Annotated in this window: 14 protein-coding genes; 6 read left to right on the plus strand and 8 right to left on the minus strand. The window is 69.7% G+C overall.

Translation table 11 applies throughout. The features are described from left to right. Positions 1-128 precede the first annotated feature (128 nt). The gene (rplS, locus tag CEK69_RS01855; RefSeq protein ID WP_010342237.1) at positions 129-545 is read left to right on the plus strand and encodes a 50S ribosomal protein L19; all 417 of its coding nucleotides are present in this window, start codon (positions 129-131) and stop codon (positions 543-545) included. A gap of 300 nt (positions 546-845) precedes the next feature. Here rplS and CEK69_RS01860 read toward each other — a convergent pair whose 3' ends face one another. Next, entirely contained in the window at positions 846-2,306 is a 1,461-nt protein-coding gene (locus tag CEK69_RS01860; protein ID WP_152243452.1) for an MATE family efflux transporter, read from the minus strand. A 512-nt stretch (positions 2,307-2,818) separates the two neighbouring features. Between CEK69_RS01860 and CEK69_RS01865 the strand changes: the two genes are divergently transcribed. Then, complete coding sequence (locus CEK69_RS01865) at positions 2,819-3,226, plus strand: RNA-binding S4 domain-containing protein (protein WP_152243454.1); 408 nt, start codon at positions 2,819-2,821, stop codon at positions 3,224-3,226. Between the two features lie 418 nt (positions 3,227-3,644). Here CEK69_RS01865 and katG read toward each other — a convergent pair whose 3' ends face one another. Further along, the gene (gene katG, locus CEK69_RS01870) at positions 3,645-5,894 is read right to left on the minus strand and encodes a catalase/peroxidase HPI (RefSeq protein WP_152243456.1); all 2,250 of its coding nucleotides are present in this window, start codon (positions 5,892-5,894) and stop codon (positions 3,645-3,647) included. 243 nt (positions 5,895-6,137) lie between these two features. Continuing rightward, complete coding sequence (locus CEK69_RS01875; RefSeq protein WP_226975004.1) at positions 6,138-9,446, minus strand: AAA family ATPase; 3,309 nt, start codon at positions 9,444-9,446, stop codon at positions 6,138-6,140. Between the two features lie 350 nt (positions 9,447-9,796). On the opposite strand from CEK69_RS01875, the gene CEK69_RS01880 reads away from it, so the two are divergent. Together CEK69_RS01880 and CEK69_RS01885 are read left to right on the plus strand one after the other, a co-directional pair. Further along, positions 9,797-10,492 (plus strand): YafY family protein, encoded by a 696-nt coding sequence (locus CEK69_RS01880; RefSeq protein ID WP_017907930.1) that lies wholly within the window; start codon positions 9,797-9,799, stop codon positions 10,490-10,492. A gap of 57 nt (positions 10,493-10,549) precedes the next feature. Next, on the plus strand, positions 10,550-11,209 hold the full coding sequence (locus CEK69_RS01885) for a glutathione S-transferase family protein (RefSeq protein ID WP_152238404.1): 660 nt from the start codon (positions 10,550-10,552) through the stop codon (positions 11,207-11,209). A gap of 679 nt (positions 11,210-11,888) precedes the next feature. On the opposite strand, the gene mutS is transcribed toward CEK69_RS01885, so the two are convergent. Beyond that, on the minus strand, positions 11,889-14,501 hold the full coding sequence (gene mutS, locus CEK69_RS01890; RefSeq protein ID WP_152243460.1) for a DNA mismatch repair protein MutS: 2,613 nt from the start codon (positions 14,499-14,501) through the stop codon (positions 11,889-11,891). 445 nt (positions 14,502-14,946) lie between these two features. Between mutS and CEK69_RS01895 the strand changes: the two genes are divergently transcribed. Beyond that, entirely contained in the window at positions 14,947-16,875 is a 1,929-nt protein-coding gene (locus CEK69_RS01895) for an alpha-L-fucosidase (RefSeq protein ID WP_152243462.1), read from the plus strand. 262 nt (positions 16,876-17,137) lie between these two features. On the opposite strand, the gene galA is transcribed toward CEK69_RS01895, so the two are convergent. The 4 genes from galA to CEK69_RS01915 form a co-directional block, all read right to left on the minus strand. Beyond that, a complete protein-coding gene (galA, locus tag CEK69_RS01900; RefSeq protein WP_152243464.1) occupies positions 17,138-19,699 on the minus strand; it encodes a beta-galactosidase GalA in 2,562 nt (853 codons plus the stop codon). Beyond that, a complete protein-coding gene (locus tag CEK69_RS01905; protein WP_152243465.1) occupies positions 19,696-20,871 on the minus strand; it encodes an arabinogalactan endo-1,4-beta-galactosidase in 1,176 nt (391 codons plus the stop codon). The genes galA and CEK69_RS01905 overlap by 4 nt, the downstream gene beginning before the upstream one ends. 16 nt (positions 20,872-20,887) lie before the next feature. Next, the gene (locus tag CEK69_RS01910) at positions 20,888-23,578 is read right to left on the minus strand and encodes a TonB-dependent receptor (RefSeq protein WP_152243467.1); all 2,691 of its coding nucleotides are present in this window, start codon (positions 23,576-23,578) and stop codon (positions 20,888-20,890) included. A 325-nt stretch (positions 23,579-23,903) separates the two neighbouring features. Beyond that, positions 23,904-24,797: a LysR family transcriptional regulator gene (locus tag CEK69_RS01915; RefSeq protein WP_152237267.1), complete on the minus strand. Its 894-nt coding sequence runs from the start codon at positions 24,795-24,797 to the stop codon at positions 23,904-23,906. Between the two features lie 102 nt (positions 24,798-24,899). On the opposite strand from CEK69_RS01915, the gene CEK69_RS01920 reads away from it, so the two are divergent. Continuing rightward, positions 24,900-25,907, plus strand: coding sequence for a putative sulfate exporter family transporter (locus CEK69_RS01920; protein WP_152243469.1), 1,008 nt, complete (start codon positions 24,900-24,902; stop codon positions 25,905-25,907). Positions 25,908-26,021: the final 114 nt, after the last annotated feature.

A 26,021-nucleotide genomic window follows, 5' to 3' on the forward strand; every position in this document is an offset into this window, starting at 1 on the left:
TTGCCGCCGGGCTGGGTTAAAATGCCCGGCTTTCCGGCCAGTGCGTTCCGTGCTTGGCCCATCCGATATCGCGCAATCGCCGTGCGGCGACTGCCGGACCACCTCACCAGACACAAGCGGTGCCCACCATGAGCAAGCTCAACAAGACCATCCTGGCCGACTTCGAAGCCGCCCAGATCCAGCGCAAGCTGCCGGAGTTCAACCAGGGCGACACCGTCGTCGTCAACGTCAAGGTGAAGGAAGGCAACCGCGAGCGCGTGCAGGCCTACGAAGGCGTGGTGATCGGCACCAAGAACGCCGGCCTGAACTCCTCGTTCACCGTGCGCAAGATCTCGCACGGTTATGGCGTCGAGCGCGTGTTCCAGACCCACAGCGCCACCATCGACTCGGTCGAAGTGAAGCGCCGCGGCAAGGTCCGCGCCGGCAAGCTGTACTACCTGCGTGGCCTGGAAGGCAAGGCCGCCCGCATCAAGGAAGACCTGGCCGCCGCTGCGCAGGCCAAGGTCGCGCGCCAGGCCGCTGCTGCCGCCGCCAAGGCCGAGTAATCTTCCGGCGACCTCGGTCGCTGCCGCAACGGCCGCCTTCGGGCGGCCGTTTGCGTTTGCGGGGTTTGGATCGCGCCGCGCGGGAGCGGAGCCGTCATGTCCGCGATGGCGGGTCTGGCCGTTATTTTTGTGGCAGGAGTTTCAGTCGCGTCCCACAGGGGCTTGGCGCCCTTGTGGGAGGGACTTCAGTCCCGACGCGTGACGGTGTCGGACGGCTTTGGGCTTCGATCGCTGCGGCTGCATGACAGTCGACTCCCGCACAGACAATGGCGCCTGCGGATAGTGAAGCGAGCGCAGCGCTCAGCGCGCCGGATCCTGCGCCACCGCCACGTCGGCGACCGGTGCCGGCGGCTGCACCGGCACTTCCGCCGGATGCGCCACGGTCTCCGGCCGCGACGGCACCAGCATCCGCGCGGTGCGCCAGTTGCCCCAGCGGTAATACGCCAGCGACAGCAGCATCGCGCAGGTGGCGCTGGTCGGGAAGCTCCACCACACCGCATCCACGCCCAGCTGCGGCTGCAGCAACTGCGCGAACGGCACGCGGATGCCCCAGAGCGACAGCGCCAGGATCAGCAGCGGCGGGACCACCGCACCGGTGGCGCGGACCACGCCGGAGATGACGAAGGTGACGCCGAAGAACAGGAACGACCACACCGCGATGTGGTTGAGGTGGCGCGCGATCTCCAGCGCCGCGCTGTGCGGCGGCAGGAACAGCGCCAGGGTCCAGCGGTCGAACAGGATCAGCGGCGCGATCAGCGCGCCGGTCAGCAGGAAGTTGAACAGCACGCCCTTGCGCGCGGTCGCCGCGACCCGGTCCCAGCGCTGCGCGCCGACGTTCTGCGCGGCCATCGACGAGCAGGCCGCGCCGATCGCCATCGCCGGCATCTGCAGGTAGGCCCACAGCTGCAGCGCCGCGCCGTAGGCCGCGGAGGTGGCGGTGCCATAGCCGTTGACCAGCGAGATCATCACGATCATCGCCAGCGAGATCAGCACCATCTGCAGGCCCATCGGCACGCCCTTGACGATGAGCGCGCGCAGGATCGGCAGGTCGAGCCGGAACAGCCGCGCGTCGCGGCGGCCCAGCCACAGCACGTGGCGCTTGTGCCGCAGGTACAGCAGCAACCCGGTCAGCGACACCGCCTGCGCGATCAGCGTGGCCCAGGCCGCCCCGGCGATGCCCAGCTTGGGGAACGGCCCCAGCCCGAACAGCAGCAGCGGGTTGAAGCCGATGTCCAGCACCACCGACAGCAGCAGGAAGCGGAACGGCGTGCGCGAATCGCCGGTGCCGCGCAGCGCCGCCGACAGGAACGCGAAGGTGTACAGCAGCGGCATCGCCAGGAAGATCACCCGCAGATAGGCCTCGGCCAGCGGCAGCGACGCCGCCGGCGTGCCCATCGCCGCCAGCAGGTGCCGCGCCAGCCACCAGCCGCCGGCGGCGATCAATACCGAGATGCCGATGAAGAAGGTGGCGCTGGTGCCCATCACCCGCCGCGCCTGGGCCACGTCGCTGCGGCCCATCGCCTGGCCGATCAGGATGGTGGCGGCCATGCCGATGCCGAACACCGAACCGATCAGGAAGAACATGATGCTGTTGGCGTTGGCCGCGGCGGTGAGCGCCGCTTCGCCGAGATAGCGGCCGATCCACACGGCATTGACCGAGCCGTTGAGCGATTGCGCGATGTTGCCGGCCAGGATCGGCAGCGAGAACAGCAACAACTGGCGGCCGATCGGGCCTTCGGTGAGCGCAGCGGGCTTGGTCATCGCGGGTCGGGAGCGAGCGTGAGCCGGCCACACTAGCACCGACGGATGTCGGCGGGGCGATGGGCGGATCTGGGTCTGCAGCGTTCGTGCCGCAGGCAGGCAGGGGACGGGCCTGCGCCGCCCCACGGCGGGTGGCGTGCGCGGTCACGCGTGGCGGCCGGTCCTGTCCGAGTCGCGGTGGTGCGCTGCGGCGAGGATGGAACTGCGTTCGGCACGGCTCGGGTCATTGCTTGGTGCCGGGTAGGGGGCGACGCCAGCAACGGCATGGGACATGAAACCTGGGCGAGCCGCCCCCCGCTGCGCCTGCCTCAAGGTCGCTCGCTCTCTGCCAACCCATTCATCCCGGAAAGGTGAGCCCCTGCGGCGCGGTACTTGCATTGGTGCGATCGCATCGCCATCTGTGCGGAGAGACGTGTGCGCCGCGCATGCCCTCAGCGGCGCGATGGTGTCCGATCCGGCGTCGCCTTTTGACTGCCTGCAATCCCCAACGCGAGTGGATGTCGAGCAACGCAATGAATGAATCTGTCGTACAAGCTGCCGCGGTGCGCCTGGATGTCTGGCTGTGGGCCGCGCGCTTCTTCAAGACCCGTAGCCTGGCCAAGCAGGCAGTGGAGACCGGCAAGGTGGACGTGGCCGGGCAGCGGCCGAAATCCTCGCGCGCGGTGCGCGTGGGCGAGCAGGTGCGCGTGCAGCGCGGCGACGAGGTGTTCGAGATCCAGGTGCTGGGATTGAGCGATACCCGCGGCCCGGCCAGCGTGGCGCAGACCCTGTACCAAGAAAGCGATGCTTCGCGCGAGCGCCGTGCGCAGTTGCGTGCGCAGCGCAGCGCCGAGCGCAACGGCTACCAGGCGCCGGAGGGCAAACCGGACAAGCGCGCGCGGCGGCTGATCCGCGCGCTGGGGGATCTGGACGCGTTGTAGCCGAGTCCGCTGCGCCTGGCCGAGGATCGGTGCGGTTGACCGAGTTGCAGCGACGACCGAATGGTGCCGTGACGTTGCCGAAGGTGGGTGGTGCGCTGGTCGCGTGTTTCGCTCGATGGCCAGTCGCTGCAAGCAACATCAGGCTTCCTCGGCTGCATGCAGTCGGGACTGAAGTCCCTCCCACGACCGGCTTGCGTCCTGGCGAGCGTCGGCGTGCTCATGGCGGTTGACACACCGTGGGAGCGGCTTCAGCCGCGACGCAGGGCGGTCATTCCTCGTCATCCCCATTCGTGCGTTGCCCTCTGCGACAGAGCGTGTGGAGCCGCTGCACTCGCGACAACGCCCCGGCGAGCGGGGCGTTGTCGTCATATGCAACTAGGACAAGCGAGGCGCCGCTGCGGCGCCCCGTCTGCCGTCGTCAGGCGGCCAGGTCGAAGCGATCCAGCTGCATCACCTTGGTCCAGGCGGCGACGAAGTCGCGCACGAACTTCGCCTGCGCGTCGGCGCTGGCGTAGACCTCGGCCACCGCGCGCAGCACCGAGTTGGAGCCGAACACCAGGTCGGCACGGGTGCCGGTCCACTTCACGGCGCCGTTCTTGCGGTCGCGGCCTTCGTAGACGTCCTTCATCTCCGAGGTCGCCTTCCACTCGGTGCCCATGTCCAGCAGGTTGGCGAAGAAGTCGTTGCTGAGCACGCCGGGGCGATCGGTGAACACGCCATGCGCGGACTGGCCGCTGTTGGCGCCGAGCACGCGCAGGCCGCCGACCAGCACGGTCATCTCCGGGGCGGTCAGGGTCAGCAACTGCGCCTTGTCGATCAGCAGGGCTTCGGCCGACAACGCATAACGGCGCCTGGCGTAGTTGCGGAAACCATCGGCGATCGGTTCCAGCACCGCGAACGACTCAACGTCGGTCTGTTCCTGCGAGGCGTCCATGCGGCCCGGCACGAACGGCACCTCGACGATCTGTCCGGCCAGCTTGGCCGCCTGTTCCACCGCGGCGGCGCCGCCGAGCACGATCAGGTCGGCCAGCGAGATCTTCTTGCCGCCGCTCTGCGCGCCGTTGAACTGCGCCTGGATGTCTTCCAGCGTGGCCAGCACCTGTGCCAGCTGCGCCGGCTGGTTGACTTCCCAATCCTTCTGCGGGGCCAGGCGAATGCGCGCACCGTTGGCGCCGCCGCGCATGTCCGAGCCACGGAAGGTGGAGGCCGCGGCCCAGGCGGTGGACACCAGTTGCGCCACGCTCAGCCCGGAGTCGAGCAGGGTCTTCTTCAGTGCGGCGATATCCTGCGCGTCGACCAGCGGGTGGTCCACGGCGGGGATCGGGTCCTGCCACAGCAGTTCTTCGGCCGGCACGTCGGAGCCGAGGTAGCGCGCGCGCGGGCCCATGTCGCGGTGGGTCAGCTTGAACCAGGCGCGGGCGAAGGCGTCGGCGAACTGCTGCGGGTTCTCCAGGAAGCGGCGCGAGATCTTCTCGTAGGCCGGGTCGAAGCGCAGCGCCAGATCGGTGGTGAGCATGGTCGGCAGGTGCTTCTTCGACGGGTCGTGCGCGTCCGGAATCACCGCCTCGGCGTTCTTGGCCACCCACTGGTGGGCGCCGGCCGGGCTCTTGCTCAGTTCCCAGTCGAACTTGAACAGGTGCTCGAAGAACTCGTTGGTCCACTGCGCCGGCTTGGTGGTCCAGGTGACTTCCAGGCCGCTGGTGATGGTGTCGCCGCCCTTGCCGCTGCCGAAGCTGTTGGACCAGCCCAGGCCCTGGCTTTCCAGGTCGGACGCTTCCGGCTCGGCGCCGACGTGGTCGGCCGGGCCGGCGCCGTGGGTCTTGCCGAAAGTGTGGCCGCCGGCGATCAGCGCCACGGTCTCTTCGTCGTTCATGGCCATGCGGCCGAAGGTGTCGCGGATGTCCTTGGCCGCCAGCAGCGGGTCGGGGTTGCCGTCCGGACCTTCCGGGTTGACGTAGATCAGGCCCATCTGCACCGCGGCCAGCGGGTTTTCCAGGTCGCGGGTGTGGCGCACTTCGCTGTCGTCGTCCTTCACCAGCACGCCGTGCGCCTCGTCCACGCCCGGCGAGCCGTGCGAATACCGCTCGTCGCCGCCCAGCCACTTGGTCTCGCGGCCCCAGTACACGTCCTGGTCCGGCTCCCAGGTGTCGGCGCGGCCGCCGGCGAAGCCGAAGGTCTTGAAGCCCATCGATTCCAGCGCGACGTTGCCGGTGAGGATCAGCAGGTCGGCCCAGGAGATGGCCTGGCCGTACTTCTGCTTGATCGGCCACAGCAGGCGCCGCGCCTTGTCCAGGCTGACGTTGTCCGGCCAGCTGTTGAGCGGAGCGAAACGCTGCTGGCCGCGGCCACCGCCGCCACGGCCGTCGCCGGTGCGGTAGGTGCCGGCGCTATGCCAGGCCATGCGCACGAACAGCGGGCCGTAGTGGCCGAAGTCGGCCGGCCACCAGTCCTGCGAATCGGTCATCAGCGCATGCAGGTCGCGCTTGAGCGCTTCCAGATCGAGTTGCTTGAACGCCTTGGCGTAATCGAACTGCGGGTCCAGCGGGTTGGAACGGGCGGAATGCTGGTTGAGCAGGTCCACGCGCAACTGCTTGGGCCACCAGTCGCGATTGCTGGTGCCGCTGCCGCTGGCAGCCTGGTGGAACGGGCATTTCGATTCGCTGGTCATGGGAGGCTGCCTTGGCTCTTGGTGGACGAGATGGGGTGGCTCGGCGCCGCGATCATACGGCGGCGACACGGTGAAACTGGAGACACGATAGGCGGAAGCCGCGATTTAGAGAATTCGAATTCTTCTAATCAATCGATAGCGTGCAGCTATCGCATCGATGGCGGTGTGCGGTGTGGCCGCGCATCGCGCGCCTGCCCAGCGCTCCCTGCAGTGGCCGCATGCCGCCTGCGTCCGTGACAGGACTCAGTCGACCGGCATCACATCGAAATCGCCGCCCAGCACGCGTTCCAGGCGTCCGCTGCGCCAGCCGCGGACGCTGTCGCGCACCAGCGGCGAAGGCGCGATCCGGTAGCGTCGGCACACCCGCAGTTCGTCCTCGCCGATGGGCGCGCGCCGTGCCTGCCCGGGCAGGTCCGGGGCGACCCGCACCTGCACCGCGAGCCGGCGCAGGGTCGGTTCGTCGGTCTCCTGCTCCTGCACGTGCAGGCCGGCTTCCGCGTCCAGCAACGCCAGCGCCCCGAAGCCGGCGATAGCCAGCCAGGCGCGGCCCTGCTGCGGATCCTGTGCCAGCACCTCCACCCGCATGTTGCGCTGCTCGGCCCAGGCCAGATACATCTGCAGCAGACGTTGCCACCACTGCCGCGCTTCGGCCGGATGCCGGTGCAGCTCGCTGGCGCCGATGCGCAGGTCCAGCAGCGCATCCTGCGGGCGTTGCTCCTGCAGCGCGGTGCTGGCAAGGTGCAGCAGCCACAGCAACTGGGTCAGGCGCGCCACGAACTCGCCGTCGCGCTGGGCGCCGCCGTCCAGCCGCGCGCGCAGGCGCACGGCGGTGGCCAGCGCGCTTTCGATGCGGTCGCGGCGCTCGATCCGGTCCAGCACCTGGAAGCGGCCGGATTGCGACCAGAAATCGCGCTCGCCCATGGCGGCGAAGTCGGCCTCGCGCGCCTGCCGCCAGGCCGGCGTGGCATGCGATTCCTGCAGGCGATGCAAGGCCGCATCCAGGCGCGGCAGGACCGCGCTGTCTGCGTTGGGCGCGTACACCAGGTCGCGCAGATCCGTGGGCGTGGCGGGGTCGACCGCCGCGGGCAAGGCTTCCGGCGGCGGCGGCGCGTCCGCTGCGATGAAGCGCACGTCGAGGCGGTCGCCGGCGCCGCGCACGAACAGGAACTGGTCGCCTTCGGGGGCGCGTTGCTCGACGATGCTGCGTGCCAGGGGCGCGAGCAGATGCTGTTCGATCGCGCGGCGCAGCGGCCGCGCGCCCAGGTCCGGAGTGAAGCCGCGGTCGAGCAGGAACTCGATCGCCGACGGCTCCCATTCCACCGCCCAGGCGCGATTGCGCAGGCCGCGCCGGGTCAGCGTGCGATCCAGTTCCTTGTGCAGGATCTCGCGCATCAGCGCCCGATCCAGCGGGTTGAACAGCACCACTTTGTCGAGCCGGTTGACGAACTCGCGGCGGAAGGTCTCGTACACCGCCTTTTCCACCGCGTTGCGCGAGTAGCCGCCGGCGACGGTGGCGAAGCCGGGGCCGGCGCCGCGGGCCAGCGTGGCGCCGACGTTGCTGGTGAGAATGATGATGCTGTGGCGGAAGTCGGCGGTGTTGCCGTTGCGGTCGCTCAGGCGGGCGTCGTCGAACACCTGCAGGAACAGGTCCCAGACCTTGGGGTGGGCCTTCTCGAACTCGTCCAGCAGCACCACCGAGAACGGCTGCTCGCGGATGCGCGCGATCAGCGTGCGCTGCCCGGCGCTGTCGTCGCCGGTGAGCCGGTACAGCGCGTCCTCGCCCTGGAACTCGCTCATGTCCAGGCGCAGCAGGCGCTCGGGAGTGCCGAACAGCAGTTCGCCCAGTGCCTTGGCCAATTCGGTCTTGCCGGTGCCGGTCGGGCCGGCGAACAGGAACACGCCGATCGGGCGGCGGCTGTCGATCAGCCCGGCCTTGAGCATGGCGATGCGGTCGAGCAGGGTCTCCACCGCCTCGTCCTGGCCCAGCACGCGCTTGCGGAAGAAACGGCGCAGCGTCTCCAGTTCCAGCCGTTGGCGATCGTCGATCACCTCCAGCGGCAGCCCGCTGCGCCTGGCCACCGCCTGCAGCAGGGCATCGTCGTCCAGCGGCAGGCGTGCGTCGTCGCCGTCCTTCGCGGCCTGCAGGGTCTCGTCGAGCAGCTGCAGCAGGCGGCCGGGTTCGTGCTGATCGGGGAAGTACTGCGCGGCGAGGCGTTCGGCTTCGGCCAGGGCGCGCGCGTCGATCACCTCGGTCTGCAGCGCCTGCGCCTGGGCCTGCGCCCACTGTGCGCCGATCTGCGCCAGCGCGGTGGACGCGGCCGGTGCCAGCGTCACCACTTCGAAGCGCGAACGCGTGGTCGGCCGTGCCACCTGCAGCTGCGCCAGTTGCCGCGGCGTGATCTCGCCGATCAGGCGCAACTCACCGCGCTCCAGCGCCGGCAGCACCAGATCGAGGATGCCGCGCGGATCGCGCGAATGCGCGCCCTTGTGCAGCAGGTCGTAGAAGTCCGGCGCGCGCCACAGGGCGCGCTCGCGGTGCAGGACCGCCAGCATCTCGCGGATGCGTCCCTCCAGTTCGCCGATGTAGCTCTGCCCCGCCAGGATCTCCGCAGCGGAGGCCTCGAACACACGCCAGCCTTCGCCGAGCAGGCGTTCGCTGAGCAGGTCGATCAGCACGCTCTTGCCCACGCCGTGCTCGCCGACCAGCAGGACCGGTTGCGGAGGCGTGGTCATCACGTGCTCGTAGGCGCGCTGCAAGGCCGCATCCAGCCCCGGGTGGTGCAGGCGCAGGCGCGCCGGCACCGCGGCGACGACACGGCCGAAGCCGCCGAGCACGCGCTGCTCGCGACGCTGCTTGCGTGCGTCGTGCAGGCGCCGCAGGAACGGCTCCAGCACGGGTTCCTTGAACTGCGCCAGGGTGTCGCCGAGTGCGGTCAGCGCTGCATCGTCGAGTTCGTCGAAATCCACCGGGCGGTCCGCCGGGGCCTTGCTTGCGGCCCACTGCAGATAGGCGCGCAGGCGTTGCCGGAACGGGACGACGTTCCACCACCAGTCGCGTGCGTGGCGCAGCAGCGCGTGCAGATGGTCGGCATCCGGCAGGCGCTGCAGGTAGTCGAACAGGAAGCTCAGCGGATACGAACCCAGGTGCGGGAGCACGTCCAGGATCGCGTCCGCATCCGGGGAGCGGCGTTGCGCCAAGGCCTGCGCTGCCATGCACGGCAGCACGTAGCCTGGGCTGCCCAGCGCCTCGACCAGTTCCTGATGGGAGAACTCCGCGCCCGCCAGCAGCGCCACGCCGTGCTGGAACTGCGGAATCTGTGCCAGATCGGCAGGGCTGTGGATCTGCTCGTCCTGTGCTTCCACCTGCTGGCGCAGCCGCTGCAGATGCTGCGCCGGGGTCTCCTGCGTTGCCTCGGGCGCGGCGTGGTGGTTGTCGCTGGCGTCGGTCGCCGGTGCAGGCCGCTGCGCGGAGGCGCTCCGCCCGAGAGGGCGCGCCAGATGCAACAGCACCGCACCGACGACCACGCCGATGGCGAAAAGGGCAAATTCCATCATCGTCGCCTCAGTCCCGGATGCCGCGACGGCCGCTGCGCGGATGTGGCGCCCGCATGGCACCTGCGATGGTGCAGCGGACCGGGGGGCGTGACGACGTTCGCGAGCGTGGCTGCATGCGTTCCCTCGTTGGATGTAGCCGTCGCGGACGCGTGCGGCCTGTGCTGGTGTGCGCGGCCCCGTTTGCGACGGAGCGGGGCCGCGCGTTCGCCGTCGAGTATAGAAGTCCGTGTTTCCTCCAGGCGACAGCGTCGCTGCGCAGTGCGACACCGATCGGACTGCAGCGCCAGGCGGGCTGCCTGACGCACCAGCGCCTCCCGTTGGCGGCGCCTGCCCACTATCCTGTCGCGATGACCCAACGCGCCACCCGTCTGCTGCGCCTGCTCGACGCCCTGCGCGGGCGACGCCGGCCCGTGGCCGGGGCGCAGCTCGCCGCCGATCTGGGAGTGAGCCTGCGCACGCTGTACCGTGACATCGCCAGCCTGCGCGGGCAGGGCGCCGACATCCTCGGCGACCCGGGCGTGGGCTACGTGCTGCGCCCGGGCTTCCTGCTGCCGGAGTTGAACTTCAGCGAGGACGAGCTGGAAGCGCTGACCCTGGGCGCGCGCTGGGTGGCGAGCCAGGCCGATCCGGAACTGGCGCAGGCCGCGCAGCGCGCCATCACCCGGATCGGGGCGTCGCTGCCGGCGCCGTTGCGGCTGGCGCTGGAGACCAGCGGATTGCTGGTGCCCGCGGCCACGCCCGCGCAGCCGGCGGCACCGTGGCTGCCGGTGCTGCGTCGTGGCATCCGTCTGGAACACGTGCTGCACATGGACTATGCCGATGCCGGCGGCGTCGCCTCGCAACGGCGCATCTGGCCGTTCGCGATGGCCTTCCTGGGCGGTTTCGGCATGATCGCGGCGTGGTGCGAACTGCGCGGCGATTTCCGCCATTTCCGCGCCGACCGGGTGTTGGCGCTGCGCGACGACAGCGAACGCTACCCGACGCGGCGGCATCTGCTGATCCGGCGCTGGCGCGCCGCCACCGGACACGGCGTCGGCTCCTGACAGCAGGTGTCAGCAGGGCACGCGCAGACTGCGTGGCGTCCACCACGGAGTCCGACCATGTCCCACGATCTTGTGCTCTACACCCACCCCATGTCGCGCGGCCGCATCGCGCGCTGGATGCTCGAAGAAACCGGCCTGCCGTACCGCGCGCAGATCCTCGACTACGGCACCGGCATGAAGACGCCGGCGTATCTGGCGATCAACCCGATGGGCAAGGTGCCGGCGCTGGTCCACGGCACCACCACCGTCACCGAGAACGCGGCGATCTGCGCCTACCTGGCCGACCTGGTGCCGGAGCGGCAACTGGCGCCGCCGCTTGGATCGCCGGCGCGTGGCGATTACTACCGCTGGCTGTTCCTGCTGGCCGGCCCGGCCGAGGCGTTCCTGACCGCCAGGCAGCACGGCACGCTGGCCCCGGCGCACAGCGCGGGCTACGGCCATGGCGAGGATCTGCTGGACATGCTGGAGCAGGGCGTCGCCGGTCGCGAGCACCTGGCCGGCGATCGCTTCAGCGCGGCCGACCTCTATGCCGCGGCGTTTCTCGGCTTCTACACGCGCATCGGTGTGCTGCAGGCGCGGCCGGCGTTTGTCGCCTTCGTGCAGCGGCACATGGCGCGCCCGGCGGCGCAGCGTGCCGCGGCCATCGACGATGCGTTGCTGGCGGCGCATCCGAACCCGTTCATGCCGCGCCCGAACGCCGTGCCGGCGAGCGCTTAGCGGGAGGTGGGATGACTGGTGGTTGGGTGTGCCGTGCGGGCGGACGCTCACCCCAACCCCTCTCCCGGTGGGAGAGGGGCTCTAGCGCTTCCCTTCTCCCCTTGGGAGAAGGTGCCCCGAAGGGGCGGATGAGGGTGCGGGCGCAGCCTCGTGCAACCTGACACTGCGAGACGCTTCGCGCCGAACCCTCACCCCAACCCCTCTCCCGGTGGGAGAGGGGCTTCGGCGCTTCCCTTCTCCCGCCGGGACCATGGCCCCCTTTTTGGGAGAAGGTGCCCCGAAGGGGCGGATGAGGGTACGGGCGCAGCCTCGTGCGTCCTGACGCGGCGAGACGCTTCGCGCCGGACCCTCACCCCAACCCCTCTCCCGGTGGGAGAGGGGCTCTAGCGCTTTCCTTCTCCCCTTGGGAGAAGGTGCCCCGCAGGGGCGGATGAGGGTGCGTGCGTAGCCTCGTGCGTCCTGGCGCTGCGAGACGCTTCGCGCCGAACCCTCACCCCAACCCCTCTCCCGGGGGGAGAGGGGCTCTAGCGCTTCCCTTCTCCCACTGGGAGAAGGTGCCCCGAAGGGGCGGATGAGGGTGCGGGCGCAGCCTCGTGTGTCCTGGCGCTGCGAGACGCTTCGCGCCGAACCCTCACCCCAACCCCTCTCCCGATGGGAGAGGGGTTGAATCGCAGGCCGCCTACAGCAGCGACTTGAGCCGGTACAGCGCTTCCAGCGCCTGCTTGGGCGTGAGTTCGTCCGGATCCAGTGCGGCCAGCGCTTCCTGCGCGGCGGAGGGCGTGGCCGCGAACAGGCCGAACTGCTGCGGTGCGTCCAGCGCCTGCGGCGCCATCTGCGAGGCGTGGCTCTCGCCGCCGCGTTGCTCCAGTTCCGCCAGGCGTCGCCGTGCCTGCGCCACGGTGGTCCGGGGCAGGCCGGCCAGCGCCGCCACCTGCAGGCCGAAGCTGCGGTTGGCCGGGCCGTCCTTGACCGCATGCATGAACACCAGGCGGTCGCCGTGTTCGACCGCGTCCAGGTGCACGTTGGCGATGCCGCTGGCGCCGCCTTCGACCGATTCGTCGGCCAGTGCGGTCAACTCGAAATAGTGCGTGGCGAACAGCGTGTAGCAGCGGTTGTGGTGGGCGAGGTGACGCGCCACCGCGTCGGCCAGCGCCAGGCCGTCGTAGGTGGAGGTGCCGCGGCCGATCTCGTCCATCAGCACCAGCGACTGCGCGGTGGCGTGGTGCAGGATGTAGCTGGTTTCGGCCATTTCGACCATGAAGGTCGATTGGCCGCGCGCCAGGTCGTCGCCGGCGCCGATGCGGGTGAGGATGCGGTCGATCGGGCCGATCACCGCGCGCCGCGCCGGCACGTAGCTGCCGATGTGCGCGAGCAGCACGATCAGCGCGTTCTGGCGCATGTAGGTCGATTTACCACCCATGTTCGGGCCGGTGATCACCAGCATGCGGCGGTCGGGGTGCAGGTCCAGGTCGTTCGGCTCGAACGGCTGCTCGCGCACCGCTTCCACCACCGGGTGGCGGCCGCGTTCGATGCGCAGGCACGCACCGGTCTCCAGTTCCGGCGGGGTCCAGTCCAGCGCCTGTGCGCGTTCGGCGAAGCCGGCCAGCACGTCCAGTTCGCTGAGCGCGGCGGCGGCGCGCTTGAGCGGCTCCAGGCGCTCGCCCAGCGTGTCCAGCAGGCCTTCGTAGAGCAGCTTCTCGCGCGACAACGCGCGCTCGCGCGCCGACAGCACCTTGTCCTCGAAGTTCTTCAGTTCCTCGGTGATGTAGCGTTCGGCGTTGGTCAGGGTCTGGCGCCGGCTGTAGTGCACCGGCGCCTTGTCGGCCTGGCCCTTGCTGATCTCGATGTAGTAACCATGCACGCGGTTGTAGCCGACCTTCAGCGTGGTGATGCCGCTGTTGGCGCGTTCGCGCGCTTCCAGGTCGATCAGGAACTGGTCGGCGTTGGTGCTGAGCCGGCGCAGCTCGTCCAGTTCGGCGTCGTAGTCGGCAGCGATGACGCCGCCGTCGCTGAGCTTGAGCGGCGGCTGCTCGGCGATCGCCGACGCCAGCAGGTGCGCGATCTCGTCGTACTGGCCCAGCTCCGCCGCCAGCGCGGCCAGTCGCGGCGAATCCAGCGGCGCCAGGATCGCGCGCACCTTCGGCAGCAGGCCCAGGCCGTCGCGCAGGGTGGAGAAGTCGCGTGGGCGTGCCGAGCGCAGGGCGACGCGGGTGAGGATGCGTTCGACGTCGCCGAGCGCGCGGAACGCCTCACGCAGGTCGGCGTCGGCGCCGCGGTCGATCAGCGTGCCGACCGCGTGGTGGCGCTGCACCAGCACCTCGCGCAGGCGCAGCGGACGGTGCAGCCAGCGCCGCAGCAGGCGCCCGCCCATCGGCGTGACCGTGCTGTCGAGCACGCCGAGCAGGGTGTTGCGGGTGTCGCCATCGACGCGCGTGTCAAGCTCCAGGTGGCGGCGGGTGGCCGCGTTCATCGCGATCGCCTCGCCGGCGGTCTCCATCGCGATCGCGGTCAGGTGCGGCAGGCGCTGTTTCTGGGTTTCCTCCACGTAGCCGAGCAGGGCGCCGGCGGCGGCGGTCGCGCGAGGCTTGTCGTCGATGCCGAAGCCGCTCAGATCGTGCAACTGGAAGAACGCCAGCAACTGGCGGCGGCCGCTGTCGGCATCGAACAGCCACGGCGGCCGGCGGCGCACGCCGCGGCGCTCGCGCAGGAACTCCGGCCACTGGTCCTCGTCGGGCACCAGCAGTTCGGCCGGCTCCAGCCGCGCCAGTTCCGCCTCCAGCGCGTCCTCGCTGTCGACCTCGTTGACCAGGAAGCGGCCGCCGGCCAGGTCGGCCCAGGCCAGGCCGTAGCCGTGCTTGTTGCGTGCGATGGCCATCAGCAAGGTGTCGCGGCGCTCGTCCAGCAAGGCCTCGTCGGTCACCGTGCCGGGGGTGACGATGCGCACCACCTTGCGCTCGACCAAGCCTTTGGCCAGCGCCGGATCGCCGATCTGCTCGCAGATCGCCACCGATTCGCCCAGCGCCACCAGCCGCGCCAGATAGCCCTCGTAGGCATGCACCGGCACCCCGGCCATCGGAATCGGCGCACCGCCGGAACTGCCGCGCTGGGTCAGGGTGATGTCCAGCAGCCGCGCGGCCTTGCGCGCGTCGTCGTAGAACAGTTCGTAGAAATCGCCCATGCGGAAGAACAGCAGCAGGTCCGGGTACTCGGACTTTGCGGCGAAGAACTGTTTCATCAGCGGGGTGTGCTCCGCTGCGCTTCCAGGAACGTGGGTCTTTTCTCGATTCTGCATCTGATTCAGTGACTTAATGAGTTTCGGGGTGACTGTCTGTGGACAAGTATGGACGGGTGCCGGCAGCAAATGACAGCGCGGCGCGGCGCCAGCCCGGTGCGTGGTTCGATGCGCCACCTGCCGATCCACGGTGCAACGTCGGGGCCGCACCGTTTCCACGGGCAACGGCAGGAAGGCCAAGCGCGAGACAGCGAATGTCCGGTGCGCACGCAGTATGTGCAATGCCGAGTCCGCAGCAACTGCGTGCGAGTCGTCTCGGCGCCAACTGCAATTGTCCGTAAAAAAGTGGATCGGCGACAGCACGCAGTGCAATTCCCGAGCATGCGGCGGAGGACCGGCCACACGGTGACGCTGTGTCCGTTGAACGACCGTGTGTCGCTTCGGGCAGGACTGTTTCGCCGTTGGAAAAGCTAAGATCCGAGCTTGTGTAGAGCCGGAGGCGTCCATGATCGATCGTCGTACCTTTCTTGCCACGGGGGTCGTGGCCGTCGCCGCGGGCTTCAGCGCATCCGCCGCCCAGATCGTGGCCGCGCCGCGCCCGAAAGGGCCGGCACCGTGGGGCGCCGTGCCAAGCGCGCGGCAGCTGCGGTGGCACCGGTGGGAGCAATACGCCTTCGTGCATTTTGCGATGAACACCTTCACCGACAAGGAATGGGGTTACGGCGACGAAGATCCGCGCAGATTCGATCCCAGCGATTTCTCCGCCGATCAGATCGTCGCCGCGGCCAAGGCGGGCAACCTCAAGGGGATCATCTTCACCGCCAAGCACCACGATGGCTTCTGCCTGTGGCCGACGCGCCTGACCGAGCATTGCATTCGCAATTCGCCCTACAAGAACGGCAAGGGCGACATCGTCGGCGAAATGGCCGCGGCGTGCCGGCGTGCCGGCCTGGCCTTCGGCATCTATCTCTCTCCCTGGGATCGCAACCACGCCGAGTATGGCCGTCCCGGCTATCTCGACTATTTCCGCAAGCAGATCGTCGAGCTGTGCACGGGTTATGGCGACCTGTTCGAGTTCTGGTTCGACGGCGCCAACGGTGGCGACGGTTACTACGGCGGAGCGCGCGAAACCCGCAAGATCGATGCCCCCGCCTACTACAACTGGCCGCGGATGATCGAGCTGGTCCACCAACACCAGCCGATGGCCTGCACCTTCGATCCGCTGGGCGCAGATATCCGTTGGGTCGGCAACGAAGAGGGCGTGGCCGGCGATCCGTGCTGGCCGACCATGCCCAATGCGCCTTACACGCAGGAAAACGGCAACGCCGGCGTGCGGGGCGGGGCGCTGTGGTGGCCTGCGGAAACCAACACCTCGATCCGCCCGGGCTGGTTCTACCATGCCGACGAAGACGGCAAGGTGCGCAGCCCGGAGAATCTGGTGCGCTACTTCGATACCTCGGTCGCACGCGGCACCAACATGAACCTCAATCTTCCGCCGGACCGACGCGGCCGCATCGCCGACCACGACGTCGCGGTGTTGAAGAGCTTCGGCGATGCGATCCGCGCCAGCTTCGCCATCGATCTGGCCAAGGGCGCCAAGGCCAGCGCCAACGCGTCGCGCGGTCCGGGGTTCGAGCCGGAGCGTGTGCTCGACCGCCAGCCGGACAGCTACTGGTCCACGCCGGACGACGTCACCACGCCGACGCTGTCGCTGGAACTGTCGGCGGCGCGCAGCTTCGACCTGATCCGGCTGCGCGAATACCTGCCGCTGGGCGTGCGCGTCACCCGCTTCGCGGTCGACGCCGAGGTAGATGGGCAGTGGCAGCGCTTGGCCGAAGCGCAATGCATCGGCGCGCAGCGGATCCTGCGGCTCGATCGTCCGATCGCCGCGCGCCGTGTGCGCCTGCGTGTGCTCGAGGCGCCTGTCTGTCCGGCGATCAGCGAATTCGCGCTGTTCCGCGCGGTGGCGCCCGTTGCGGTCGCGCGGCCCACGACGAACGCGCCGGACGTGCTGTCCACCGCGGGTTGGCGCATCGTCGCGGCCAGCGCGCCGGGAGCGGAGAAGTTGCTCGACGACGATGCCGGCACGATCTGGGTCGTGCCCGCTCCCACGCCGGGCCATCCCGTGCAGGTGACCATCGACCTGGGTGCGCTGCGCCAGGTCGCCGGCTTCAGCCTCACCCCCTCGCGCACGGTGATGAACGGTGCGGCGCCGCCGAAGGGCTATCGCGCCGAAAGCAGCGAGGATGGCCAGCACTGGCAGCCGGCCGGTGGCGGCGAGTTGTCCAATATCGCCTACGCGCTCTCGACCCAGCGGCTGAATTTCCCCGAGGTCCGGCAGATCCGTTACCTGCGGCTGTCGTTCGCCGAAACAGCGCTGCCCGCGGAGCGGCTGGCGATCGCCGGGATCGGTGCCTTGTCGCGCTTGCGGTGAGGGCTGGCGCTCCCTCGCCGCGATGCGCGGTGGGGGAGCGTGCATCGCCGGGGCGATGCAGCGTCGTGGCTGCGGCGACGCTGGCGAGGCGTCGTAGATCGGCTTCGGAATGACGCGTCAGCGGCTTCGCTTCATTGTGCGTCGCGCGTGTGCCGACCACGGCTTGGGCGGGCGCAGCTGGCGCGCCAGCGCCGCGTAGGAGCACCGAGTCGGGAGCGCATGACGATGGTGCCGCGCAGCTCCTTGAAAGCGCGCCCCCGCCTCAGGCGACGAACGGCCGCGGCCTGGTGCGCACACTCTTCAGCGCCAGCCGCGCAGGCACCAATCCGGGCGCGGTCGCTTCCAGTGTCAGCGTGCCGGCATCGCGCGTGGTCTGCAGCAAGGCCATGCACAGGCCGTTGAAGGCGCGGCGCTGATCGGCCTTGTCGGGTTCGTGGCTGGACGGGTCACCGTTGCCCACGCCGATCAGGCGGCCGGGGCCGCGGACGGCGAAGCGCACGGCGTCGCTGGCGGTGGGCACGACGCGGCCCTTGGCGTCGACGATCTCCACCGCGACCACGGCCACGTCCTCGGCGTCGGCCAGCAGATTCGCCCGTTCGCAGCGCAGGCGCACCGCGGCCGGGGCGCCCACGGTCTCGCGGCGCTGCGTCAGCACCTGCTTGCCGTCGCGGTAGCCGCGCGCTTCGATGCGGCCCGGTGCGTAGCGCACGCGCCACTCGACGTGGCCGTAGGCCGGCACCTGCTGCAGGCCCTGGCTGACGCCGTTGACCAGCAGTTCCACCGCGTCCAGGTTGCTGTGGCACCAGACGTCGACCATGCCGTTGTCGCGCTCGTCCAGCAGGCCGTCCCAGTTCCAGTGCGGGAACAGGTGCAGCACCGGCGCGGCGGTCCATTGCGCGCGGTAGTACCAGTAGTTGTCCTTGGGGAAACCGCAACTGTCGAGGATGCCGAACTGCGAGGCCACGTTCGGCCAGCGGTTGTACGGGGTCGGCTCGCCGCGGTAGTCGAAGCCGGTCCAGACGAAGCCGCCGGCGATGTACGGGCGCTGCGCGACGTAGCTCCACCAGGCTTCGGCGCTGCTGGCCCACCAGGGGTAGTCGAGGTCGTAGGCGCGGGCGTAGCCGCGCACGTCGTCGGTGCGGTAGTTGCCGCGCACGCCGACGGTGCTGCCGGTTTCGCTGCCGTAGACCGGGATCTGCGGATGGCGCGCGTGGAAGGCGTCCATCTGCGTGGTGCGGTAGTTGAAGCCGACCACGTCCACGACCTGGCCGACGCCGTCGTCGAAGCCCTTGTCCATGGCGAAGGTGGTGGGGCGGCTCGGATCCAGGCGCCGCACCAGGCGCTGCATGCGCGCGACGATGCGCGCGCCGCGCGCGGTCACCATCTGCGGCTCTTCGTTGCCCAGCGACCACAGCATCACGCAGGGATGGTTGCGGCCGCGCCGCACCATCGACGTCAGTTCGGCCATGGCCTCGTCGTCGGAGGACATGCGCCGGGTCTCGTCGATCAGCAGCAGGCCCAGCCGGTCGCACAGCTCCAGCACCGCCGGCGAGGCCGGGTTGTGCGCGCTGCGGTAGGCGTTGCAGCCCATCGACTTGAGCTGGCGCAGGCGCCATTCGTGCAGGCGGTCGGGAATGGCGGTGCCGACGCCGGCATGGTCCTGGTGGTTGTTGGTGCCGTGCAGCTTGTAGGCCGCGCCATTGAGCAGCAGGCCGCGCTGCGGATCGAACTGCAGGCGGCGCACGCCGAAGCGGGTGGTGGTCGCGTCGCAGGTGCGGCCGTCGCCGAGCAGGCGCGTGGACAGCGTGTAGCGTTGCGGGTTCTCCGGCGACCACGGCGCGGGCGTGCCCAGGTCCAGGGTCTGCTGCACGCGCTGCACTACGCCGGGCTCGACCGTGATCGGCGCGGAACTGGCCTGCGCGACGATGCGCCCGTCCGGTGCGCGGATCACCGAGACCACACTGCACTGCCGCGGCGTCGCGCCGCGGTTGCCGAGTTCGGTCTCCACCAGCGCCTGCGCGTCGCCGCCGTCCCAGGCGCTGCGCACGTACACACCGTCCATCGGCACGTGCAGCGCGTCGGTGGTGCGCAGCCAGACGTGGCGGTAGATGCCGGCGCCCTCGTAGAACCAGCCTTCGCCGAGCGTGGCGTCCACGCGCACGGCGATGATGTTTTCGGCGCCGTAGTCGAGCACGTCGCTGAGATCGACGTCGAAGCCGCAGTAGCCGCTGCTGTTGCGGCCGACGATGTGGCCGTTGCAGAACACGATGCAGTCGCGGAACACACCGTCGAATTCCAGGCTGATCCGCTTGCCCAGGTCTTCCGCCGGAATCTCCAGCACGCGCCGGTACCAGCCGATGCTGGTCTGTGGATCGGTGCGGCCCAGCGGCGTGTAGCCGTGCGCGGCGGCCGGGTCTTCGCCGTTGACCAGGGTGGAGGTCGGGTCCTGGCGCGGCGGCAGCGCCACCGCCCAGTCGTGCGGCAGGTCGATGCGTTCCCAGGCGCTGTCGTCGAAGGCGAGCAGGGCGGCGTCGGCAGTGTCCTTGCCGGCCTTGGCGTAGGTGCGCTGGAAGGTGCCGAAGTTGAAGTCGCGCGCCGGGTCGTCGGCGTGACCGAGATGGAAGCGCCAGCCGCCATCGCACAGCAGGCGCTGGCGCGGTGCGTCGTCGTCCAGGTCCAGCGAGAGCGGCGCAATGGCGGTGCTACCAGCCGGCGTGGCGGCGAGCGCGGCCGGCGCCAGCGCCGCGGCCGCGCCGGGCACCGCCACCTGCACGCCGCCGGCGACCAGCGAGCGCAGCAGGTCGCGGCGGCTCAGTTCGATCATGGCTGCGCGTCCTGCGCCGGCGCGGCACGCTTGCCGGTCGTCGTGGCCGGCGCCGGTCGGTAGGCGTGCTGCATGAAGCCGATGCCGGGCAGCAGTTCGTTGCCGTGGCGGAAATCGAAGAAGCTGGCGTTCTCCCAGGAGGAGCCGACGCCCCAGCGCGTCTTGCACTGGTTGCTGGTCCAGGCCGGTTCCCAGTACACGACACCGCTGCCGCCGTTGTCGACCACCAGTTGGGTGAGGTCGACCAGGTAGTTCAACTGGCCTTGCGGCGTCGCCGGGTAGCCCTTGATCAGCGAGTCGGCGCCGAGCAGGTTGGGCGAGGGGTCGCCGCTTTCCAGCGTCCACGGATAGGCGGTCTCCACCACCATCACCTCGGCCGGATAGCGCTGGCGCAGGCGCTTGATGGTGGCGCCGAGCTGGTCCATGGTCTCGCGCGACCACTTGCGGTAGTAGCTGATGCCGATGAAGTCGAAGTCGCGCACGCCGGCCTTGGCGGCGTCGGCGAACCACGGCTCCACGTTCTCCGGCTGGGCGATGTGCAGCATCACCTTGGGCTTGATCGTCGAGCGCGCGCCGGCATCGCGCACCGCCTGGATGCCGGCGTTGAACAGCTTGGCGTTGCGGGTCCAGTCGATCGGCCGGCGCTTGTCCCAGGGCTGGCTGTCCATCAGGTCGGAATTGCTTTCGTTGCCCACCTGCACCAGTTCCGGCATCAGCCCGGCGCGGTCCAGCGCGCTGAGCGTGTCGTAGGTGAAGCCGTACAGCGTGCGCGCCAGTTCGTCCTGGTCGGTGATGTTGGCCCAGGCCTTGGGGATCAGTTGCTTCTCGCCGTCGGCCCAGTCGTCCGAGTAGTGGAAGTCCAGCAGCACCTGCATGCCCTGCGCGCGCGCGCGGCGGATGGTCTTCTTGACGTCGCTCAGATCGCTGTAGCGCGTCCAGCGCGCATCGTTCCACAGGCGCACGCGCACCAGGTTGGCACCGTGCGCATGGAACAGCTCGAACGGGTCGCGCACCGCGCCGTGGTCGCGGTACTGCACCCCGCAATCCTCCATCTCGTTGACGTAGGACAGGTCGGCGCCGAGGTACAGCGTGCCGGCGCCGGCCAGGGGCGCGGCGAGGGCGGTGGCGAGAGCCAGCGCGAGCGCCGGCAGCCAGGTGCGTCTGGATCGCATGCGGGTCTCCACCGGCTCAGAACGTGTAGGTCGCTTCCAGGGCGAAGCGGCGGCCGAACAGCTGGTAGCCGCCATCGTCCTGGTTGGCGAGCCGGTTGCGCTTGTTGTCGCTGTAGGCGCGCAACGGTTCGTTGGTCAGGTTGCCGACCTGGAACTTGAAGCCCAGGTGCTCGCTGTAGCGCCACGCCAGGCTCAGGTCCACCGTGCCTTCGCTCTCCAGTCGCGCCAGCCGCGCCGCGTTCCAGCCGTACACCACGGTGTAGGGGCTGTGGTACTTGTAGCCGATCCGCGCTTCGAACTTGCTGTTGTTGTACCAGAGGTCCAGCGTGCCGGTGTTGCGCGCCAGGCCGCTGAGCGGCAGCGGATTGTCCGCCGGCGAGAACTCGTGCAGGTTGGATTCCACGTACGAGTAGTTCGAGTAGATGCCGAAGTTCTCCATGTGCGGGATGAAGAAGAACGGGGTCTGGAAGGTCAGCTCGGCACCGTTGATGTAGCCGCCGCCGCCATTGAACGGACCGCTGATCAGGTAGTCGCGGCCGTCGATGGTCTCGTGCTGGGTCTTGTAGCCGATGCTCGAATCCACCCACTTGCGGTACAGCGCCAGCGCCGCCAGCGCTTCCTTGTGGAAGTACCACTCGTAGGACAGGTCGAGTTGGGTGGCGCGGAACGGATTGAGCTGCGGGTTGCCGCCGCTGCCGGTGAGCTGGCCGACGGTGGTGTTGGGGTCGTCGAGCGCGCGCCCGGTGCGCAGTTCGTCCAGCGGCGGCCGCGCCATCACCTTGGCCACCGACACGCGCAGGATGCGCTCGGGGTCGATCAGGAAATTGACCGTGGCGCTGGGCAGCACGTCGGTGTAGGTCTTGCCGGCGCTGCTCGGCTGCACCACGCCGCCGACGGTGTCGTAGCCGTGGCTGTCGGTGTCGGTGTGGACCACGCGCACGCCGGCGTTGCCGGTGACGTCGACGCCGAACCACTGCGAACTGAACACCGCCTTGGCGAAGGCCTCGCGCACGTTCTCCTCGACGTTCCAGTGGTCCAGGCGCTGCTCGGTGGCCAGGCTGGGATCGAAGCCGCCGAAGCCGAGCTTGGCGATCGCGTCCAGGTCGCCGCCGGTCAGGGTCGGTACGTTCAGGTCCGGCATCGTCACCGGGTAGATCAGGTTCTGGTAGGCCGAGATCGGCTGGCTGTAGCCCGACTGGAAGCTGGTGAAATGGCGGTTCTGTTTCTCGCGGCGTGACGCGCGCGCGCCGAATTCCAGCGCGGTGACCGGGGAATCCTCGATCGCGCGGCTGGCGCTCAGCGCCAGCGCGGCGATGCGGTCGCGCAGCGCCTGCGGCTCGGTCTGGCCGCTGATGCCCCATTCCGGCGCGTCGGAACTGGTGCTGATGGTGGGGGTGACGCCGTGGCGGAAGTCGAACGACACCGTGTCCGGGTTGCTGCCGAAGCGCACCGCGCGCCAGTCGTTGTCGCGCTTGGCCTGCGAGAACGACAGGTCGCTGCCCAGCGTCCACACGTCGCCGCGCCACTTGGCGTTGAGGCCGCCGGCTGCCAGCGTCTTGACCTCGTCGTAGCGGGCCACGACGTGGTCCACCTGCAGCTTGGAATTGGCCAGGGTGCCGGCGACCACGTCGCCATCGACGATGGTGTAGGACGAGCCAGGCGTGGTGTACGGATTGCTGGCCGAGTAGATGCTGTAGCCGAGGTTGTTGAACCAGTTCTGGCGCTGGTCCTCGTCGATGCGGATGCGCGAGTACAGGCCGTCGAGCTTGAGTTCCAGGTTGCCCGAGCGCCACTGCACGGTGCCCATGGCGCCAGTGCGGGTCTGCTCGGTCAGCTTGAGCTGGTCGGCCGCGCCCCAGGGGGTGTAGTCGACCTTGCCGTCGCCATCCACATCGCGTGCGTTGCTGTCGTCGGTGTAGCCCCAGGTGCCGATCGAGACGCCGGCGTTCTTCTGCTTCTGGTAGGTGGCGCCGAGCGCGACCGCCAGGTTGTCGTTGATGCGGTGGATCCAGCTCGCGCCCAGGCGCTGGCCCCACGGCGAGTAGTCGCGCGCGTCCTTGGCCTCGTCGTAGTAGACCGGGCCGCCGGTGGCGACGAAGGTCGGGCCGGTGTGGTCGAGCGGGTTGATCGTGGAGATGTCCACGGTGGCGGCGATGCCGCCGGCGATCAGGTCCGCCGACGGAGTCTTGTAGACCTTGACGGTGGAGACGATCTCGGTGGGGAAGACTTCCCAGCGCACCGCGCGGTTGGGTTCGGAGGAGGCGATCTCGCGGCCGTTGACCGTGCCCATGGTCATGCGTGGGCCGAGGCCGCGCACGGTGGCCAGGCTTTCGTTGCCGCGGTCGCGGGTGCCGTTGACGCCGGGCAGGCGCACCAGCGCCTCGGCCACGGTGACGTTGGGCATCTGCCCCATGTTGTCGGCGGAGATGACTTCCACCACGTGGTCGTCGAGCTGCTTGGCCTGCACCGCCTGTTCCAGGCTGGCGCGCTGGCCGACCACCATCACGTTGTCCAGGGTGACCGGTTGCTGGCCGGTCGTGGCATCGGGCTTGGCGGGTTGCGCGGCGGCCAGATCGGCGCTGGTGCTCTGCGCGTGCGCGGCGAAGCTGCCGGACAGGGCCAGGACGATGGCCGCGCCCAGCAGGGTGCGGGCGGCAGGGCGGTGCGCGCGCCGGCCGACCGGGCGACGGGACTGTTCCAAAGGCATTTTTGTTCCCTCCCAGGACAAAAAGTGACCGAGCAAGTTGGCGTGGGCCGGAAAACCCGGTCCTGGAGGCATCGGCAGGGCGTCATGCAGGGCTGCAGGCTGTCCCGATCGCTGTCCTCGATGGCGTGTCTGTCGACGTGGCGGGGCGTGCGTGGCATGTCCGCTGGCGGCGCCGCGGACATTCCCCTTCCGCTGCCTTGGCGCGCGAGAGACCGGAAACGAGGATAGAAGCGACAGGCATTCCATTCCAATGAAGCATTTGCCGAGGGCTATCTCGTTTTGGAATGGATATCGCGCGCCGCGTCTACCGTCGCCCACGCGAGGCTCAGGCCGCGGTGGATGGGGCCTGCAAGTCCAGCAGAGCGGCTGCCGCCGCACCCAGGCTGCGTTCGCGGTGGCGCAGGGCATGGAAGGTGCGTTCGCCCAGGGCCACGGCGAGGGGCTGCAGGCGGCCGCTCTCCAGCCACGGCGCCGCGGCCAGCTGCGAGATCGCCGCCAGGCTGCGCCCGGCCTGCACCGCCGACAGCACCGCTTCGTTGGAGGGCAGGGACAGCGCCACACGCAGGCGCTCCGGGCCGATGCCGGCATCGCGCAGCGCCGCCTCGAACGCCGAGCGCGTGCCCGAGCCGGGTTCGCGCATGATCCAGGTGCTGTCGGCGACCAGTCGTGCCAGCCCGGGGCGGCGACGCCCCGCCAACGGATGGTCCGGCGCGGCGACCACGCGCAGCCGGTCGTGGCCCAGCGGCGAACTCAGCAGTTCCGCGGCCTGCACGCGGCCCTCGACGAAGCCCAGTTCGGCGCGTCCCTCGCGCACCGCGCGCGCCACGCTGTCGGTGTTGCCCACGCTCAGGCGGATCTCGATCTGCGGATAGCGCGCATGGAACGCCATCAGCCGGGTCGGCAACCAGTAGCTGGCCACGGTCTGGCTGGCGTGCAGATCGAGGGTGCCGCGCAGCACGCCGCGCCACTCGCTCAGCGCCAGTTCGGCCGCACGGCTGCGCGCCAGGATCGCCTTGGCGTCCTCACAGAACGCCGCACCGGCCGCGGTCAGCACCAGGCCGCGACCGACACGGTCGAACAGAGCCACCCCGTACTGCTGCTCCAACGCCTTGATCGCGGCACTGGCGGCCGAGGGCGTGCGGTGCGCGGCCTGCGCACCCTGAGTCAGGTGCTGGCGCTCGGCCACCGCCACGAACAGGGCGAGTTGTTCCAGGGTCATGGGGCAACCGTTCGGAGTGAGCGAATGAAGTGTGCACAATTATGCGATGGATCGGAACGGTCTGCGGGCGCAATCTGCCGCCACTCGATCCGGATCGCTGCCATGCGCACCCAACCGCACAGACCTTCCAGCTTGCTGCCCGGCCTGGCCCTGGCCATCGCGGTGGCGGCGCTGGCCTGGCTGGCCGAGTGCGCGCAACTGCAGTGGCTGGGCCGGCGCTGGATCGACGCGCTGGTGTTCGCGATCGTGCTCGGCACCTTGCTGCGCACGGCGTGGCGCCTGCCGCCGTCCACGCACGCCGGCATCGCCTTCGCCGCCAAGCTGCCGCTGGAACTGGCCATCGTGCTGCTCGGCGCCTCGGTCGGCATCGGCGCCATCGGCGCGGCCGGCGGTCTGTTGCTGGGCGCCATCGCCGCGGTGGTGCTGCTGGCGATCGCCATCGGCTACGGCATCGGTCGCGCGCTGGGCTTGCCGTCGCGGCTGGCCACGCTGGTCGCGTGCGGCAATGCGATCTGCGGCAATTCGGCGATCGTGGCGGCGGCGCCGGTGATCGACGCCGACTCCGAGGATGTCGCTGCAGCGATCGCCTTCACCGCTGCGCTGGGCGTGCTGGTGGTGTTGCTGTTGCCGCTGGCGGTGCCCGTGCTGGGCCTGGACCAGCGCCGCTACGGCATCCTCGCCGGCCTGACCGTGTACGCGGTGCCGCAGGTGCTGGCGGCGACCGTGCCGGTGGGCGCGCTGAGCGCGCAGGTGGGGGCGCTGGTCAAGCTGATGCGGGTGCTGATGCTCGGGCCGGTGATGCTGCTGCTGGGGCTGGTCCGTGGTGGATCGCCGACGCAGCGGCGCCCGGCGCACGCGCTGGTGCCGTGGTTCGTGTTCGGCTTCGTCGGCATGATGGGCCTGCGCGCGCTGGGCGTGCTGCCGGCGTTGCTCATCGAAGCGGCGCAGTCGCTGTCGCTGCTGTTCACCCTGGTGGCGATGGCCGCGTTGGGCCTGTCGGTGAATCTGCGCACGGTGCTTGCGTCCGGCGGCCGCGTCTTGGCGGCCGGCACGCTCTCGCTGCTGGCGCTGGCCAGCCTCAGCGTGTTGCTGCTGCGCTGGTTGCCGTAGGCGCGGGCGCCGCAGTCCACGTGCATCTGCAGCATTTCGCATCGTCTGCACCCACGTTCAACCAAGCGCTCACGAAAGGCCGCGGAGCATGGCGATACCCGCCAAGCAAAGGAC

Source organism: Xanthomonas sp. LMG 12462, assembly GCF_009192885.1.
Taxonomy (GTDB): Bacteria; Pseudomonadota; Gammaproteobacteria; order Xanthomonadales; family Xanthomonadaceae; genus Xanthomonas_A; species Xanthomonas_A sontii.

Bases quoted from the DNA above. Each gene is read 5' to 3' on its own strand.
- CEK69_RS01875 (WP_226975004.1), bottom strand. From the start codon at position 9,446: ATGGAATTTGCCCTTTTCGCCATCGGCGTGGTCGTCGGTGCGGTGCTG.
- CEK69_RS01880 (WP_017907930.1), top strand. From the start codon at position 9,797: ATGACCCAACGCGCCACCCGTCTGCTGCGCCTGCTCGACGCCCTGCGC.
- CEK69_RS01860 (WP_152243452.1), bottom strand. From the start codon at position 2,306: ATGACCAAGCCCGCTGCGCTCACCGAAGGCCCGATCGGCCGCCAGTTG.
- galA (WP_152243464.1), bottom strand. From the start codon at position 19,699: ATGATCGAACTGAGCCGCCGCGACCTGCTGCGCTCGCTGGTCGCCGGC.
- rplS (WP_010342237.1), top strand. From the start codon at position 129: ATGAGCAAGCTCAACAAGACCATCCTGGCCGACTTCGAAGCCGCCCAG.
- CEK69_RS01865 (WP_152243454.1), top strand. From the start codon at position 2,819: ATGAATGAATCTGTCGTACAAGCTGCCGCGGTGCGCCTGGATGTCTGG.
- CEK69_RS01910 (WP_152243467.1), bottom strand. From the start codon at position 23,578: ATGCCTTTGGAACAGTCCCGTCGCCCGGTCGGCCGGCGCGCGCACCGC.
- CEK69_RS01895 (WP_152243462.1), top strand. From the start codon at position 14,947: ATGATCGATCGTCGTACCTTTCTTGCCACGGGGGTCGTGGCCGTCGCC.
- katG (WP_152243456.1), bottom strand. From the start codon at position 5,894: ATGACCAGCGAATCGAAATGCCCGTTCCACCAGGCTGCCAGCGGCAGC.
- mutS (WP_152243460.1), bottom strand. From the start codon at position 14,501: ATGCAGAATCGAGAAAAGACCCACGTTCCTGGAAGCGCAGCGGAGCAC.
- CEK69_RS01885 (WP_152238404.1), top strand. From the start codon at position 10,550: ATGTCCCACGATCTTGTGCTCTACACCCACCCCATGTCGCGCGGCCGC.
- CEK69_RS01905 (WP_152243465.1), bottom strand. From the start codon at position 20,871: ATGCGATCCAGACGCACCTGGCTGCCGGCGCTCGCGCTGGCTCTCGCC.
- CEK69_RS01920 (WP_152243469.1), top strand. From the start codon at position 24,900: ATGCGCACCCAACCGCACAGACCTTCCAGCTTGCTGCCCGGCCTGGCC.
- CEK69_RS01915 (WP_152237267.1), bottom strand. From the start codon at position 24,797: ATGACCCTGGAACAACTCGCCCTGTTCGTGGCGGTGGCCGAGCGCCAG.